Annotated in this window: 11 protein-coding genes; 8 read left to right on the top strand and 3 right to left on the bottom strand. The window is 68.6% G+C overall.

All coding sequences use genetic code 11. The features are described 5' to 3' along the window. Positions 1 to 3: 3 nt before the first annotated feature. The 3 genes from HCC78_RS09210 to HCC78_RS09200 are packed head-to-tail and all read left to right on the top strand — an operon-like array spanning position 4 to position 3,549. The gene (locus tag HCC78_RS09210; RefSeq protein WP_172328476.1) at positions 4 to 1,023 is read left to right on the top strand and encodes an ABC transporter permease; all 1,020 of its coding nucleotides are present in this window, start codon (positions 4 to 6) and stop codon (positions 1,021 to 1,023) included. Position 1,024: 1 nt separating this feature from the next. After that, positions 1,025 to 1,867 carry an ABC transporter permease gene (locus tag HCC78_RS09205; RefSeq protein ID WP_172328475.1) on the top strand — a complete coding sequence of 281 codons (843 nt, stop codon included), beginning with the start codon at positions 1,025 to 1,027 and terminating at the stop codon, positions 1,865 to 1,867. An 8-nt stretch (positions 1,868 to 1,875) separates the two neighbouring features. Next, a complete protein-coding gene (locus HCC78_RS09200) occupies positions 1,876 to 3,549 on the top strand; it encodes an ABC transporter ATP-binding protein (protein ID WP_172328474.1) in 1,674 nt (557 codons plus the stop codon). Between the two features lie 760 nt (positions 3,550 to 4,309). Here the strand turns inward: HCC78_RS09200 and HCC78_RS09195 are convergent. Beyond that, positions 4,310 to 5,389 carry a DUF1116 domain-containing protein gene (locus tag HCC78_RS09195; RefSeq protein WP_172328473.1) on the bottom strand — a complete coding sequence of 360 codons (1,080 nt, stop codon included), beginning with the start codon at positions 5,387 to 5,389 and terminating at the stop codon, positions 4,310 to 4,312. 263 nt (positions 5,390 to 5,652) lie between these two features. Here HCC78_RS09195 and HCC78_RS09190 point away from each other — a divergent pair, with 263 nt between their 5' ends. Continuing rightward, positions 5,653 to 6,909 (top strand): amidohydrolase/deacetylase family metallohydrolase, encoded by a 1,257-nt coding sequence (locus tag HCC78_RS09190; RefSeq protein ID WP_172328472.1) that lies wholly within the window; start codon positions 5,653 to 5,655, stop codon positions 6,907 to 6,909. A 10-nt stretch (positions 6,910 to 6,919) separates the two neighbouring features. Here HCC78_RS09190 and HCC78_RS09185 read toward each other — a convergent pair whose 3' ends face one another. Together HCC78_RS09185 and HCC78_RS09180 are read right to left on the bottom strand one after the other, a co-directional pair. After that, the gene (locus tag HCC78_RS09185) at positions 6,920 to 7,282 is read right to left on the bottom strand and encodes a Rieske 2Fe-2S domain-containing protein (RefSeq protein ID WP_172328471.1); all 363 of its coding nucleotides are present in this window, start codon (positions 7,280 to 7,282) and stop codon (positions 6,920 to 6,922) included. Positions 7,283 to 8,431: 1,149 nt separating this feature from the next. Next, positions 8,432 to 9,466 carry a GlxA family transcriptional regulator gene (locus HCC78_RS09180; RefSeq protein ID WP_172328470.1) on the bottom strand — a complete coding sequence of 345 codons (1,035 nt, stop codon included), beginning with the start codon at positions 9,464 to 9,466 and terminating at the stop codon, positions 8,432 to 8,434. Between the two features lie 97 nt (positions 9,467 to 9,563). On the opposite strand from HCC78_RS09180, the gene HCC78_RS09175 reads away from it, so the two are divergent. The 4 genes from HCC78_RS09175 to HCC78_RS09160 are packed head-to-tail and all read left to right on the top strand — an operon-like array spanning position 9,564 to position 14,689. Beyond that, positions 9,564 to 10,817, top strand: a complete 1,254-nt coding sequence (locus HCC78_RS09175; RefSeq protein ID WP_172328469.1) for a sarcosine oxidase subunit beta family protein — start codon at positions 9,564 to 9,566, stop codon at positions 10,815 to 10,817. A gap of 10 nt (positions 10,818 to 10,827) precedes the next feature. Beyond that, on the top strand, positions 10,828 to 11,130 hold the full coding sequence (locus HCC78_RS09170) for a sarcosine oxidase subunit delta (protein WP_172328467.1): 303 nt from the start codon (positions 10,828 to 10,830) through the stop codon (positions 11,128 to 11,130). Beyond that, positions 11,127 to 14,117 carry a sarcosine oxidase subunit alpha gene (locus HCC78_RS09165; RefSeq protein ID WP_172328465.1) on the top strand — a complete coding sequence of 997 codons (2,991 nt, stop codon included), beginning with the start codon at positions 11,127 to 11,129 and terminating at the stop codon, positions 14,115 to 14,117. Before HCC78_RS09170 ends, HCC78_RS09165 begins: the two co-directional genes overlap by 4 nt. A 17-nt stretch (positions 14,118 to 14,134) precedes the next feature. Then, entirely contained in the window at positions 14,135 to 14,689 is a 555-nt protein-coding gene (locus HCC78_RS09160) for a sarcosine oxidase subunit gamma (protein ID WP_172328463.1), read from the top strand. Positions 14,690 to 14,703: the final 14 nt, after the last annotated feature.

Here is a 14,703-nt window from a genome sequence, read left to right as displayed (position 1 = left end):
GCCATGGAAAAGCTCTCCCGCATCGGCGGACGGATCCTGCAGGCGATCCCCCCGGTTTTCGGCGTGATCGTCATCACCTTCCTGCTCACGCGTGCCCTGCCGGGGGATCCGGCGGTGTTCTTCGCCGGGCTGATGGCGGATGACGGGACCATCGCGCAGGTGCGGGCAGAGCTGGGGCTGGACCAGCCGCTTCCGGTCCAGTTCGTCTACTATCTCGGAGATCTCCTGCAGGGGGATCTCGGAAATTCGCTGACCACCGGCCAGCCGGTGCTCAACGAGCTTGCCGCGCGGCTGCCGGCCTCGCTGGAGCTGACCTTCGCCGGCCTCTTCTTCGCCATGGCGGTGGCGATTCCGCTGGGCGTGCTGGCCGCGACCCGTCCGGGCAGCTGGATCGACCATCTCTGCCGGGTGCTGGTGACGGCGGGCGTGTCGCTGCCGACCTTCTTCACCGGGCTCTTCCTGATCTATGTCTTCTACTACCTGCTCGGCTGGGCGCCCTCGCCGCTGGGACGGCTCGACTTCCTCTATCTCTCGCCGCCGCCGGTGACCGGCTTCTACACGATCGATGCCCTGCTTGCCGGCGACTGGGAGGTGTTCTGGGCCGCGCTTCGCCAGATGGTTCTGCCCGCGGTGACGCTCGGCCTCTTTGCGCTGGCCCCGATTGCGCGGATGACCCGGGCCGCGATGCTCTCGGCGCTGTCGGGCGACTATGTCCGCACGGCGCGGGCCAACGGGCTGGGCGGGGCAAGGGTGCTGTGGATCTACGCCTTCCGCAACGCCGCGCTGCCCGTCCTGACCACGCTGGGCATGGTCTTCTCTTTCCTCCTCGGCGCCAACGTTCTTGTGGAGAAGGTCTTCTCCTGGCCCGGCATCGGCAGCTACGCCATCGGTGCGCTGGTGGCTTCGGACTATGCCGCGGTGCAAGGCTTCGTCCTGTGCATGGCGCTCCTGTTCGTCGTCGTGAACCTCGTCATCGACGTCGTCCTCACCCTGATCGACCCGCGCGTCGGGCTGGAGAGCTGAGATGGCCGCAATCGCCCGCCTGCGCTACACGATGTCGGAGAACCCGCTGACCGTCATCGGCTTCGCGCTGTTCGCGCTGCTTGCGGCGATGGCAGTGTTCGGTCCGCTGATCGCGCCCTATGACCCGCTGGCCACCCGCGCGGTCAACGCGCTGCAGCCGCCCAGCTGGGCGCATCCATTCGGCACCGACCATCTGGGCCGTGACGTGCTTTCCCGCGTGATCGTCGCCGCGCGGCTGGATCTCGGCATCGCCTTCTCGGCGGTGGCGCTGTCTTTCGTGATCGGCTCGGCGCTTGGCTGCCTCGCGGGCTTCCGCGGCGGATGGACCGACCGGATCGTCGGGAGGCTCTCCGACACGATCATGGCCTTCCCGCTCTTCGTGCTCGCCATGGGCGTGGTCGCGACCATGGGCAACACGGTCGAGAACGTCATCTACGCCACCGCCGTCATCAACCTGCCCTTCTACATCCGCGTCGCCCGTGCCGAGGTCGCCGTGCGCCGCAACGCAGGCTACGTGCAGGCGGCGCGGCTTTCGGGCAGTTCCGACCTGCGCATTCTCGCCACCCAGCTTTTCCCCAACGTGCTGCCGCCGATGATGGTGCAGATCTCGCTGAACCTCGGCTGGGCGATCCTGAACGCCGCCGGGCTCAGCTTCATCGGGCTCGGCGTCCGTCCGCCCGCTGCCGAATGGGGCATCATGGTCGCCGAGGGCGCCAGCTACATCGTCTCGGGCGAATGGTGGCTCGCGCTCTTCCCGGGCGCCGCCCTGATGCTCGCCGTCTTTTGCTTCAACCTGATGGGGGACGGCCTGCGCGACATGGTCGACCCCACCCGCCGGACATGAGGCCCGCCATGGCACCGCTGCTGAAAGTCGAGACCCTGTCGATCGCCTTCAAGACCCGCAAGGGCGACGTCCAGGCGCTGCACGAGGTCAGTTTCGAGGTCGCGCCCGGAGAGGTCGTCGGGGTGGTCGGCGAAAGCGGCTCTGGCAAGTCAGTCAGCGCCTATACCGTGATCGGGCTCCTGGATCAGGCGGGGCGGATCACCCATGGCGGCGTCGAATATGACGGCAAGCCGGTCGAGGGGCGGCAGCGGGAGCTGAGGGGCCGCGAGATCTCGATGATTTTCCAGAACCCGCGGGCGGCGCTGAACCCGATCATGCCGGTGGGCCAGCAGATCGGCGACGTGCTGAAACGCCATGCGCTTGCCGGGCGCACGGATGCCCGGGCCAAGGCCATCGAGCTTCTCAAGCAGGTGAAGATCAACGACCCCGAGGAGCGCGTCGACAGCTATCCGTTCGAGCTGTCGGGCGGCATGTGCCAGCGGGTGATGATCGCCCTCGCTCTGGCCTGTTCGCCGAAGCTGCTGATCGCCGACGAGCCGACCACCGGGCTTGATGTCACGACCCAGAAGGCGACGATGGATCTGGTGCGGGATCTGACCAAGGCGCGCGGCATGTCCGTGGTGCTGATCACCCATGATCTGGGTATGGCCGCGGAATATTGCGACCGGATCGTGGTGATGGAGAAGGGCCATGTGGTGGAAACCGCGCCGGTGGTCCAGCTCTTCACCAGCCCGCAGCACCCCTATACCCAGAAGCTGATCGCCGCTTCGCCGGGGCCGCGCTCGGAATTGGCCGACCTGACCGGCGGCCTGCCCGAGGCGCCGCCCTCGATCGCGCCGCCGCGCAAGCGGGAGCCGGGACCGGAGCGCCTGCTGGAAGTCGTCGATCTGGTCAAGGAATTCCCCAAGCGCGGCGGCAGCTTCTTCGGGAGGAAGCCCGCGCCCTTCCGCGCCGTCGACGGCATCGGCTTCCAGATGATGCGCGGCGAAAGCCTCGGGCTGGTGGGCGAGTCAGGCTGCGGCAAGTCCACGACCTCCTCGATCATCGCCCGGCTGCAGGACGCGACCTCGGGTTCCGTCGTCTTCGACGGCCAGGACATCGTCCAGCACCCCGCCGCGCGCTTCGCCCGCATGCCGGAACGCGGGCGCATCCAGATGGTGTTCCAGGACGCGCATGACAGCCTCGATCCGCGCTGGTCGGCCGCCGAGGCGATCGCCCAGCCGCTGCGCCGGATCTCGGGGATGCGCGACGGCGGCGAGATCGCGCGCAAGGTCGCCGAGCTGGCCGAGATGGTCGGCCTGCCCGCCAACCTGCTGAGCCGCTATCCGCACCAGCTTTCCGGCGGGCAGAAGGCGCGGGTCGGCATCGCACGGGCCATCGCCACCGACCCGCTGCTCCTGATCCTCGACGAGCCGACCTCGGCGCTCGACGTTTCGGTGCAGGCGGTGGTTCTGCAACTGCTCGACCGGCTGCGGCGCGAGCTGGGGATGAGCTACATCTTCGTCAGCCACGACCTGAACGTGGTGCGTCTGCTCTGCGAGCGGGTGATCGTGATGAACCGCGGCCGGATCGTCGAAACCGGCACGGCCGAGGAGGTCCTGCACGCCCCGAAGGACGCCTACACCCAGAAGCTCGTCTCGGCGATCCCGCATTTCGAGCCGGAACGGCTGCGCGCGTCCTAGGGTCCTTGGGCAATTCTCCGATCCGGCGCAGGACCGCGGCCCTCCCGCGGTGGTCCGCCGCGTCGATCAAGCGGCTCGGTGCATTGCGGGCGCGGTCAAGCGGCTGCGCCCTGGCCCACAATGGACTGCCCGGGATGACCGCTGCAGCGCCCTTGTCGGCAATTGTCCGGCGCGTCGCGCCGCCGTCATGGGCCGTGCCGGCCGTTGCAACCGCGGAAGGCTCGCCGGAAATCAATCCCGGGGCCTGAGGTGCATCTCCCTTCCGGCAGTCGGATGAGGCGAAGCGCAAACGGTCGGCGGTGGCCCCGCCCCGCCATGTGCCACTTTCTGCCGGGGCCGCGGCAGGGGAGGATGGACTGGCTTCCGGCCGCTTTTCTTGCACCGGAAGCGTGCTGGCCGGCGCGGATGATCGTTCTGGCGGCAGTGACAACCAGACGCTCTGGGTCCGGGTCAGCAGGCACAGCTTCGAAAATACGCGGCCAAACGCCCTTCCGGCTCCGGCGGACATCCTGTCGCCGCGCCCGCTGCTGCCGCGCCTTTCGCCGACGATCCGGTCCTATGGCAGGGGTGCCCCAAGTTGCGCGCCGCAAATCTCCCGACCAAGGGAAGGTTAACGCTTCACTGCAGAAACTCGGAAGCCCCGGGACCCCGGAGGCCCGGGCGCTTTCCGGCTTCGATCCGAAGAATCATGCATCGCCCTCCGCGCTGACCTCCGGGATGTCGGGCCGCGAGAGGCGATGCAGCTTCGATCCGGAGCGCATCAGCCGGGCCAGGGCGCGAGGCCGCGCCCGACAAGGCCCTCTCCGCCGGCCCCCAGCATGGCCAGCATGACGCCCGGATGCTCCGCCACGGCGATGCCGGGCAGGCCCAGCAGAATGTCGCCCGGCAGTTCCGGATGCGGGGCGAGGAAGATGTCGCTCGGCGCGAAGGTATCCGCTGGATGGTAGGGCGCGAGCGCTTCCATCAAGGCCGGGGCTTGGCGCAGCGCCGGACCGCCCAGTCCGAGTGCGTCGATCACCGCGCTGTCGCCGATCGCGGGCAGGACCACGGCCGCGCCGCCATCCATCCGCGGACCCACGGGGGGCAGGGCAGGGCGGATGTGCCAACTGTGCGGGTCCTCCGAAGTCTTCCAGCCGAACGCCACGCCGTTGCCGCCTGCGGCAATCACCATCGGCACCGGATTGGCCTCCGCCGCGGCCTGCAGCATCGCCGCCGCCGCCGCCATCACCGCGTTCAGCGCGAAAAGCGGCGTGCGCGCGTAGGCTCCGGCCGCGCCGTCCAGCCCGAGCTGCTCCGCGAGCAAGCCGGTCATCGCCGCGACCGAGCCGTGCAGGTCGTCGCCCTGGGCCAGAGCCTCCGCCATCAGCGGCAGCAGCGGAACGCCGCCGCCGATGGCTGCGGCCAGCGGATCCGCCAGCGCTGCCATCTCCCCGATCCGGGCCACTTGAGCCGCCGGATCGGCCGCCCCGAAGCGCAGCGCGCCGGCGGGCGGGCCGTCATTGACCGGGGACAGAGCGCGGGCCGTTCCCGCCTCGGCCGCGAGCACCGGCATCGAGGGCGTCACGACGCAGGCCAGCGGGGTGACCAGCCCGTGATCCTGCGCCGGAACTAGCGGCAGGGCGCCGGACAGGACCGCGGCTTCCGCGGTTTCCGGCGTCCCGGCCCAGCCCTCGGCCAGCACCGCGGCGACGGCCGCGTTCAGAACCGGGCGCGGACAGGCGGCCGGTGCGGAGAAGGCCGGTCCCGCATGCAGCAGCACCTTGGCCGGCAGGCCGGGCAGCGCGCGGGCCAGGGGAAGGCAGCCGGCCAGGCGCGGGGAAATTCCCGCCCAGAAACTCATCGACGGCCCCCCGCAGATGCCTTGCGATGCGGCAGGACCGGACGGGGACGGGGGGAACGGCGGGCGGGACTCATGACTTTCCTTCCATAAGGCAACCTTGGCGGAGCGATAAGCTTTCCTGTCTTGAAACCGCAGATTAGTCAGTCTACTGATGAATTCAAGAAGATGCCACGGAAACGCATGAATTCATATTCCGGTCAGGTGTTTGCTGCCTGTCTTCCGGTCTGATTTCCCCAGGTTTTCGAGTGACAAGAGGTACATAGATGAAACAGGGATACGACGCCGTCCTCAAGGGCGGCCGGGTCATCGACACCGTGACGGGCCGCGACGGGCTGTTCGACATCGCCGTCTCGGGCGGCCGGATCGCGGCCATCGAGCCGTCCTTGGACGCCGCCGGCGCCGAGGTGATCGACCTCGAGGGCAAGGTTGTCACCGCAGGCATGATCGACACCCACGGCCATGTCTACCAGCATGTCACCGGCAGCTTCGGGCTCAATCCCGACATGGTCGGCGTGCGCTCGGGCGTGACCACGATCATCGACCAGGGCGGGCCGTCCTGCATGACGCTGGGCGGGTTCAAGCACTATCTCGACACCAGCTCCAAAACCAAGCTCTACTGCTTCATCTCGGCCTATCTGGTGGGCGGGCTCGAAGGCCACATGTATCCGGACCTCTACGGTCCGCACGGCGTCAATGCCGAGCACACGATCCGGATCGGCAAGGAGAATCTCGACATCGTGCGCGGCGTGAAGGCCCATGCCGAGATCGGTGGCCAGTCGCGCTGGGGCATGGAGGTCATCAAGATCGGCAAGCAGATCTCGAAGGAGCTCGGCCTGCCGCTCTACATCCATCTCGGCCAGCTCTGGCCGTCGCTGGAGGAAGGTCCGGTGCCGGATCCGGACGAGCTGATCCGCGAGCTGGTGCCGATCATGGAGGAGGGCGACATGCTCGCCCATCCCTTCACCCGCCATCCCGGCGGCTTCGTCTCGGAAGAGGGCGAGGTCCATCCGATCGTGTTCGAGGCGATCGCGCGCGGCGTGCGCGTCGATGTCGGCCACGGCTCGCATTTCAGCTTCGAAGTGGCCAAGAAGGTGCTGGATTCCGGCATCAAGCCCTTCACCCTGGGCGCGGACATGCACGGCTTCAACGTCACCGTGCCGCCCGAGGGGCTGGAGAAGGACGTGCGCGAGTCGAACCCGTTCTTCGGCGCGGCGCCCTTCAACCTGACCGTGGCGATGACCGAGCTGATGACGCTGGGCATGTCGCTGAACGATGTTGTGGCGACGGTGACCGAGAACCCCGCGACGGTGCTGGGCAAGTCGGACGAGCTGGGCTCGCTGCAGGTCGGGCGCATCGCCGACATCTCGGTGCTGGAAATCCAGGAAGGCCGCTTCAAGCTGTTCGACAATTCCGGCGTCGAGGTGGTGACCGACAAGCTGGTCCGCCCGGTGATGTGCTTCAAGGACGGCGAGAAGTTCGACGCGGACTCGCCGCTGATCCCGCCGCCGGTCCTCGCCTGAGCCGTCCGGCTCAGGTGAAGTCCCAGACCTTCTTCGCACCGTCCGGCGGGTTCTGCCGGACGGCCTCGGCGTCGACCTCCACCCGGTCTCCGGCGATCCGTGCCGGATAGAGCTTCAGGTCGTTCACCCGCCAGCCCGCCGAGACCCGGCCCGTGCCCAGGTCGAACCGCGCGAAATGCCGGGGGCAATGGACTTCGCAGCCCTCGACCCGCCCGTCCTTCAGCGAGGCCTTGTCATGCGGGCAGAGGCTCTGGAACGCGCGCGGCATGCCGTCCAGCAGCGCCAGCCCGATGACATGGCCGTCCAGCGTGACCGTGACGACCTTGCCCGCGGGCAGCGCCGCGAGCGCCAGAACATCTCTGAAATCCGCCATGCCGCCATCCTTCCGCGCCGCCGGTTGCAGTGATCATTCTACTTGGGGATCAAGTGCTTGCAACCCGGAACCGTCCGGCGCGGCGGCTGGCAGGCCAAGACCGGCCCAACCGGCGGGCAGGGGCACGGTCGCAGACGGCCAGTCCCGCAGCGGCGCATCCGGCGCCGCGGCCTGTTCGGGGTTTGAGCCCGGCGCATTCGCGATCTGCCCGGTGCCAAGGCGGCCGGAACCGGCGCAAGCGGCGAGCTGCGTGCAGCTATCGAGAGCGGTCCGCAGCAGGAAGTCGCGCGAGACCCGCCCTTGATGATGAACGACAGCGGCGGCTGCTCGCCTGACAGGCCGCATTTCATCGGAATCTTTGTGCCGAGCTGCAATCCGGTGGCGGCGGTCTTTTCGCGGAGGGTCGGCATGTGGCCGATCCGCCTCGGAAGCATTCCGGCGCCGTCGGGGGCCTCCGTAGCCGGATCGCGGCAGCGCGGTTGCCGAGGAGGCCCTGGTCCCGCCGCGGGGCTGCGCTATGAATTCCGCGGCATGGCGGAGGCGGATGGTGACCTCGCCGGCCTTTCAGGTCATGTCCGTGCCGACGGGTACGGCAACGATGGCGCGGCGCGCGTTTGCTTCCCTGGCGCTGAGCATGCCCTACAGGCGGCAAAACGGCGATCCGGGGCAGGCATGGAGGCCATTCGAACGGCCGCAGGCATGCGGCCGGAGCATTGCACTGCGCGGGCCGAAAGGGATGTCGCTGCGGCAGGACCGCGGAGGAGCGGAGGAAAGGTCGGGGGCCGCTCCGGTTGCCGGAAAGAAATTGAGGCGACTGGTCTCTGCCGGCGGGCGCGCTTGCGGCCGTTGCCAGATCGTGGACATCGCCGTTGCCGCCATCGACGGCCATTGTCCCGTGGGCGGAGCGGGTGTCCCCGCGCAGCAGGTGCTTCCGAACGGGCCGTGCCGGGGAGGCGCCATGCGATGAGAGCGGCCGCCAGGGGAGCCGAAGGAGAAGGCGCTCCGGAAAGGAACAAAAGGGTTTCAAGTCAATTGGGTGGTGCGGAACCGGAAGGCCGGTTCACCTGCGGTTCCTCCAACATTTCGCGGCGCTGCCGGCACGGGTTTCTGCTGGTGCGGCTCGCCTTCCGGTGCGGGTCGGGACGGGCCTCACGCCTTCGGCGGAAGGAACACGCCGACCGCCATCGTGTCCTCGGAGGGCGCGGCGCGGGCGCGGCGGTATTCGGCCGGGGTGATGCCGCGCTCGGCACGCAGCGTGCGGGTCAGGTGCGAGGCGTCGCAGAAGCCGCAGGACAGCGCGATGTCGGCCACGGTGGCCTCGGTCTCGCGCAGCCGCACCAGCGCGCGCTCCAGCCGCAGGTCGAGATAGACCTTGAGCGGCGTCTGGCGCAAATCTGCCAGGAAGCGCCGCTCCAGCGTGCGCCGCGCCACGCCGAGCGCTGCGGCGATCTCGCCCACCGGCAGGGGCAGCTCGATATGCTGCTGCATCCTCAGCACCGCGCGCCGCACCAGCGGATCGGTGGCGCGCTTCGACAGCAGCTGTCCGGGCTGCGGCCGCTCGCCCTCCAGCGCCTCGTCGATCATCATGATGTTCAGGCTCTTGATCGCCGCGGACTGGCCGACATGGCGCTGCACCAGGAAGGCGGCCAGATGCGCCGCGCCATGTCCGCCCGAGCAGGTCAGCCGGTCGCGGTCGACGACGAAGATCTGGTCCGAGACGGGACGTTCGGATTCGAAGCGCTCGAGGAAGTCCTGGTGGTGGAACCAGCTGACGCAGCAGCGGTATCCGGCGAGCAGCCCGGCCTCCTGCAGGATGAACACCCCGGTGCAGAGCCCGGCGATCGGCACGCCGGCCGCGGCGCGCGCCTTGAGGAAGGCCAGCATCGGCGCGGACAGTGCCGCGCGGTCGCCCATGATGCCGCCGACCACGACGATGTAGTCGAATTCGCCCGCATCGCGCAGCCGCCGGTCCGGCTCCACCCGCACGCCGCAGCTGGACCGGACGTTCTCCATCGTGTCCGACAGCACGCTCCAGTCGCAGAGGATCGGCCGCGACTGGTCGGCCTCGTCCGCCGCCAGCCGCAGCACGTCGACGAAATTGGCGAAGGCGGACAGCGTGAAGCGGTCCGCCAGGAGAAAGGCGACGCGCAGGCGCTTGCGGGGCTGGGCTTGCGGCGTGGTCATGACGCGATTCTGCTTTCCGGCTGTCGTTTTCCTCCAATCGCGACTCTGCACCGGGTTCTATGGTCACGTCTACTCCTCCGTAGAAGGCTACCCCGACATGACGCGCTTCAACGCATTCAACCTGGTGAAGAACGCCCTCGGCGGCCACAAGGCCTGGACCGAGCAATGGCCTGAATCGCAGCCCAAGGCCGAGTACGACGTGGTGATCGTCGGCGCCGGCGGCCATGGCCTGGGCGCGGCCTACTACCTGGCGAAGGAGCACGGCATCACCAACATCGCGGTGATCGACAAGGGCTGGCTCGGCGGCGGCAACACCGGCCGGAACACCACCATCATCCGCTCGAACTACCTCTACGACGAGAGCGCGCGGCTCTTCGACCACTCGGTCGACCTGTGGCAGACCCTGTCGCAGGAGCTGAACTACAACGTCATGTATTCGAACCGCGGCTGCCTGATGCTGGCGCACAACGTGCATGACGTGCAGAGCTTCAAGCGGCACATCCACGCCAACCGGCTGAACGGCGTCGACAACCGCTGGCTGACGCCGGAGGAGTGCAAGGAATACTGCCCGCCGATCAACATCGCCAAGGATGCCCGCTATCCGGTGATGGGCGGCGCGCTGCAGGAACGTGCCGGCACCGCGCGCCACGACGCAGTGGCCTGGGGCTATGCCCGCGGCGCTGCGGCCCGCGGCGTCGACATCATCCAGAACTGCGCGGTCCAGGCGATCCGCCGCGGCCCCGACGGGGCGGTGATCGGCGTCGATACCGACAAGGGCTTCATCAAGTGCAAGAAGATCGGGGTTTCGGCCTCGGGCCACAACAGCATGGTCATGGCGACCGCGGGCGTCCGCCTGCCGCTGGAATCCATGCCGCTGCAGGCGCTCGTCTCCGAGCCGGTCAAGCCGATCTTCCCCTGCGTCGTGATGTCGAACGCGGTCCACGCCTACTGCTCGCAGTCCGACAAGGGCGAGCTGGTGATCGGCTCCGGCACCGACCAGTACGTCTCCTATTCGCAGCGCGGCGGCCTGCCGCTGATCGAGCATACCATCGCGGCGATCTCCGAGGTCTTCCCGATCTTCAACCGCATGCGCATGCTGCGCAAATGGGGCGGGATCACCGACAACACCCCGGACCGCTCGCCGATCATCGGCAAGACCCCGGTCAAGAACCTCTATGTCAACTGCGGCTGGGGCACCGGCGGGTTCAAGGCCACGCCCGGCTCGGCCCATGTCTTCGCGCATACCATCGCCAAGGACGAGCCGCACCCGATCAACGCCCCGTTCTCGCTCGACCGCTTCCGCACCGGCAGGCTGATCGACGAAGCCGCCGCCGCCGCCGTCGCGCACTGAGGAAAGACCCATGCTGCTGATCCATTGCCCCTATTGCGACGAGACCCTGCCCGAGGTCGAGTTCACCTATGCCGGCGAGGCGCATATCGTCCGCCCGGAAAACCCCTCGGCGGTGACCGACGAGGAATGGGAATCCTTCCTCTTCCTGCGCGACAACGTGAAGGGCAACCACTACGAGCGCTGGCGCCACTTCCATGGCTGCGGCCGTTATTTCAACGCGGTGCGCAACACGATCACCGACAAGTTCCTGACCACCTACGAGGCGGGCGCGCCGCGTCCCTCCATCGAGTCGCTGACGGAGAAGGGCAAATGAGCCAGTACCGCGTTCCCGGCAAAGGCCGCGTCGACACCTCGCGCGCGGTCAGCTTCACCTTCGACGGCAAGCGCTTCAAGGGCGCCAAGGGCGACACCGTGGCCTCCGCGCTGCTCGCCAACGGCGTGCACCTGATGGGCCGGTCGTTCAAGTACCACCGCCCGCGCGGCCCGGTCGCGGCCGGCTCGGAAGAGCCCAACGCGCTGATCGGCACCCGCCGCGGCGACGGCCGGTTCGAACCGAACACCCGCGCCACCGTGCAGGAGATCTGGGAAGGGCTGAAGACCAACTCCCAGAACAAGTATCCGAGCCTGAAATTCGACATCGGCGCCGTCAATGACGCCGCCTACATGCTGTTCTCGGCCGGCTTCTACTACAAGACCTTCATGTGGCCCCGCAGCTTCTGGGACAAGGTCTACGAGCCCTTCATCCGTGCCGCCGCAGGCCTGGGCGTCAGCCCGACCGAGGCGGATCCGGACACCTATGCCTCGCGCAACGCGCATTGCGACGTGCTGGTCGTCGGCGCCGGTCCGGCCGGTCTCGCCGCTGCCCGTGCGGCCGCGGTCGAAGGGCTGAAGGTCGTCCTCGTCGACGAGAACCCCGAAGCGGGCGGCACGCTGCTTTCCGAGCCGCAGGCCGTGATCGACGGCAAGCCGGCATGGGACTGGCTGGCCTCCGAGCTGGCCGCGCTGAAGGCAGCCGGCGTCAAGATCATGACCCGCACCACGGCGATCGCGTACTACCACCAGAACCTGATCGGCCTCGTCGAGAAGCTGACCGACCATCTGGAGACGCTGCCGAAGGACGTTCCGCGCGAACGGCTGTGGCGGATGCGCGCCAAGCAGGTTGTTCTGGCCCAGGGCGCGCTGGAAAAGCCGCTGGTTTTCCACGGCAACGACCGTCCCGGCGTGATGCTGGCGGGCTCGGCCCAGACCTACCTGAACCGCTACGGCGTCCTGGTCGGCCGCCGCCCCGCCATCGTAACCTCGCATGACAGCGCCTGGTACTCCGCCTTCGACCTCGCCGACAGCGGCGCGAAGGTGCAGGCTATCATCGACACCCGCAGCGACGTCCGCGAGGACCTGCTGGAGGGTGCCAAGTCGCGCGGCATCCGCGTGCTCAAGGGCTACACCGCCACCGGCACCAAGGGCCGCCTGCGGGTGAAATCGGTGCGCGTCAACCCGATGCAGTCGGGCCAGGTCGGCGCGGCCGAGGAGATCGCCTGCGACGCGCTCTTGATGTCGGGCGGCTGGACGCCGTCGCTGCACCTGTTCTCGCACACCCAGGGCAAGCTCGCCTGGGACGACGACCGCACCACCTTCCTGCCGGCCTATACGCCGGAGGATTGCGTCATCGCAGGCGCGGGCCGCGGTCTCTGGGGCGTCGCCGCCGCTCTGGCGGACGGGGCCGAGAAGGGCCAGGAGGTTGCCGCCGCGCTCGGCCAGTCGGCCGTGGCAGGCGTGCCGGCGGTCAAGAACGACCGCGCCGGCACCGGCGCGACCCACAAGGAGCTGCCGACCGACCTGTCTCCGGGCAAGGCGAAGGCCTTCGTCGACTACCAGAACGACGTGACCGCCAAGGACCTGCGCCTTGCCGTGCGCGAAGGCATGAAGTCGATCGAGCACGTCAAGCGCTACACCACCAACGGCATGGCGACCGACCAGGGCAAGATGTCGAACATCAACGGCCTGAACATCGCCGCCGACGCGCTTGGCCGGAAACAGCCGCAGGTTGGCCTGACCACCTTCCGCCCGCCCTACACGCCGACCACCTTCGGCGCCTTCGCGGGCTACCATCGCGGCCACCATTTCGAGGTGACCCGCAAGACCCATATCGACAGCTGGGCCGCGGAAAACGGCGCGGTGTTCGAGCCGGTCAGCCAGTGGCGCCGCGCCTGGTACTTCCCGAAGGCGGGCGAGGACATGGACCAGGCAGTCGCGCGCGAATGCGCCGCTGTCCGCGCGTCGGTCGGCATCTTCGACGCCTCGACGCTGGGCAAGATCGAGGTTGTGGGCCCCGATGCGGTCGAGTTCATGAACCGCATGTACACCAACCCCTGGACCAAGCTCGGGGTCGGACGCTGCCGCTACGGCCTGCTGCTGGGCGATGACGGCTACATCCGCGACGACGGCGTGATCGGCCGCCTCGGCCAGGACAAGTTCCACGTCACCACCACCACCGGCGGCGCGGCACGGGTCATGAACATGATGGAGGACTACCTCCAGACCGAATGGCCGGACCTGAACGTGTGGCTGACCTCGACGACCGAGCAGTGGTCCACCATCGCGCTGAACGGCCCGGACGCGGCCAAGCTGCTGGCGCCGCTCGTGGAGGGCGTCGAGCTGACCGAGGAGGCCTTCCCGCACATGTCCTGCGTGGAATGCACCGTGGCGGGCATGCCCGCGCGCCTCTTCCGCGTCAGCTTCACCGGCGAGATCGGCTTCGAGGTCAACGTGCCCGCGCCGATGGGCCGCCGCCTGTGGGAGACGATCTGGAAGGCGGGCCAGCAATACGGCATCACCGCCTACGGCACCGAGACCATGCACGTGCTGCGCGCCGAGAAGGGCTACATCATCGTCGGCCAGGACACCGACGGCACGGTCACGCCCCAAGACTGCGGCATGGGCTGGGCGATCGGCAAGGCCAAGCCCGACTTCGTCGGCAAGCGCGGCCTGATGCGTCCGGACCTCGTCGCCGAGGGGCGCAAGCAGCTGGTCGGCCTGCTGACCGAGGACGGCTCGAAGCTGGAGGAAGGCGCGCAGATCGTCTTCGACCCGGCGCAGCCGGTGCCGATGACCATGCGCGGCCACGTGACCTCGTCCTATTCGACGGGCACCACGGGGCGTCCGATCGCGCTGGCGCTGGTCGAGGGCGGGCATGCCAAGATGGGCGAGACCGTCCATATCCCGATGCCCGACCGCACCATCGCCGCCAAGATCACCGGGACCGTGTTCTTCGATCCCGAAAACACGAAGCTGAAGATCTGAGCCGGAGGCACGGACCCATGACCCAACATGCCACTCTCCTGACCCCCGGCACGCTGGCGGATACCGCCGCCGCCCGGGTCACCGTCACCGCGGCTCCGGGGCGCCTGTCGCTCCGCGCCCGCGGCGACCTTTCGGCGCTGGAAACGGCGCTGGGGATCGCCCTGCCGGGCAAGATCGGCGGGCGCACGCAAGAGAACGGGATCGAGGCGCTCTGCCTCGGCCCGGACGAATGGGTGCTGCTGACCGCGCCGGAAAACGTCGCCGCCGTCGCGGCGGCGGGGGCGTCGGTCTATGACGCGCATCCCCACAGCCTGGTCGACATCTCGGGCCGCGAGACCACCGTCGCCATCGACGGCCCGCGCGCGGTCGACCTGATGACGCTGGGCCTGGCCCGCGACCCGGCCACGATCGCGGTCGGTGCCGGGCGGCGGACCTTCTTCGACGGCCAGACGGTCGTCCTGTGGCGCGACGCCGAGACGAAGTTCCGTCTCGATGTCTGGCACAGCTTCGCCCCGCACATGCTGGGCCTTCTGCAAACCGGTTGCCGGGAACTGGCCGCCGAGACCCTCTGACCCTTACGGAGTCC

The organism is Mangrovicoccus sp. HB161399, assembly GCF_013184745.1.
GTDB lineage: Bacteria > Pseudomonadota > Alphaproteobacteria > Rhodobacterales > Rhodobacteraceae > Mangrovicoccus.
The sequence above is the reverse complement of the archived record's forward strand: the minus strand, read 5'-3'. Positions and strand labels throughout refer to the sequence as shown.

Bases quoted from the DNA above. Each gene is read 5' to 3' on its own strand.
- HCC78_RS09195 (WP_172328473.1), bottom strand. From the start codon at position 5,389: ATGAGTTTCTGGGCGGGAATTTCCCCGCGCCTGGCCGGCTGCCTTCCC.
- HCC78_RS09205 (WP_172328475.1), top strand. From the start codon at position 1,025: ATGGCCGCAATCGCCCGCCTGCGCTACACGATGTCGGAGAACCCGCTG.
- HCC78_RS09185 (WP_172328471.1), bottom strand. From the start codon at position 7,282: ATGGCGGATTTCAGAGATGTTCTGGCGCTCGCGGCGCTGCCCGCGGGC.
- HCC78_RS09180 (WP_172328470.1), bottom strand. From the start codon at position 9,466: ATGACCACGCCGCAAGCCCAGCCCCGCAAGCGCCTGCGCGTCGCCTTT.
- HCC78_RS09200 (WP_172328474.1), top strand. From the start codon at position 1,876: ATGGCACCGCTGCTGAAAGTCGAGACCCTGTCGATCGCCTTCAAGACC.
- HCC78_RS09170 (WP_172328467.1), top strand. From the start codon at position 10,828: ATGCTGCTGATCCATTGCCCCTATTGCGACGAGACCCTGCCCGAGGTC.
- HCC78_RS09175 (WP_172328469.1), top strand. From the start codon at position 9,564: ATGACGCGCTTCAACGCATTCAACCTGGTGAAGAACGCCCTCGGCGGC.
- HCC78_RS09160 (WP_172328463.1), top strand. From the start codon at position 14,135: ATGACCCAACATGCCACTCTCCTGACCCCCGGCACGCTGGCGGATACC.
- HCC78_RS09190 (WP_172328472.1), top strand. From the start codon at position 5,653: ATGAAACAGGGATACGACGCCGTCCTCAAGGGCGGCCGGGTCATCGAC.
- HCC78_RS09165 (WP_172328465.1), top strand. From the start codon at position 11,127: ATGAGCCAGTACCGCGTTCCCGGCAAAGGCCGCGTCGACACCTCGCGC.
- HCC78_RS09210 (WP_172328476.1), top strand. From the start codon at position 4: ATGGAAAAGCTCTCCCGCATCGGCGGACGGATCCTGCAGGCGATCCCC.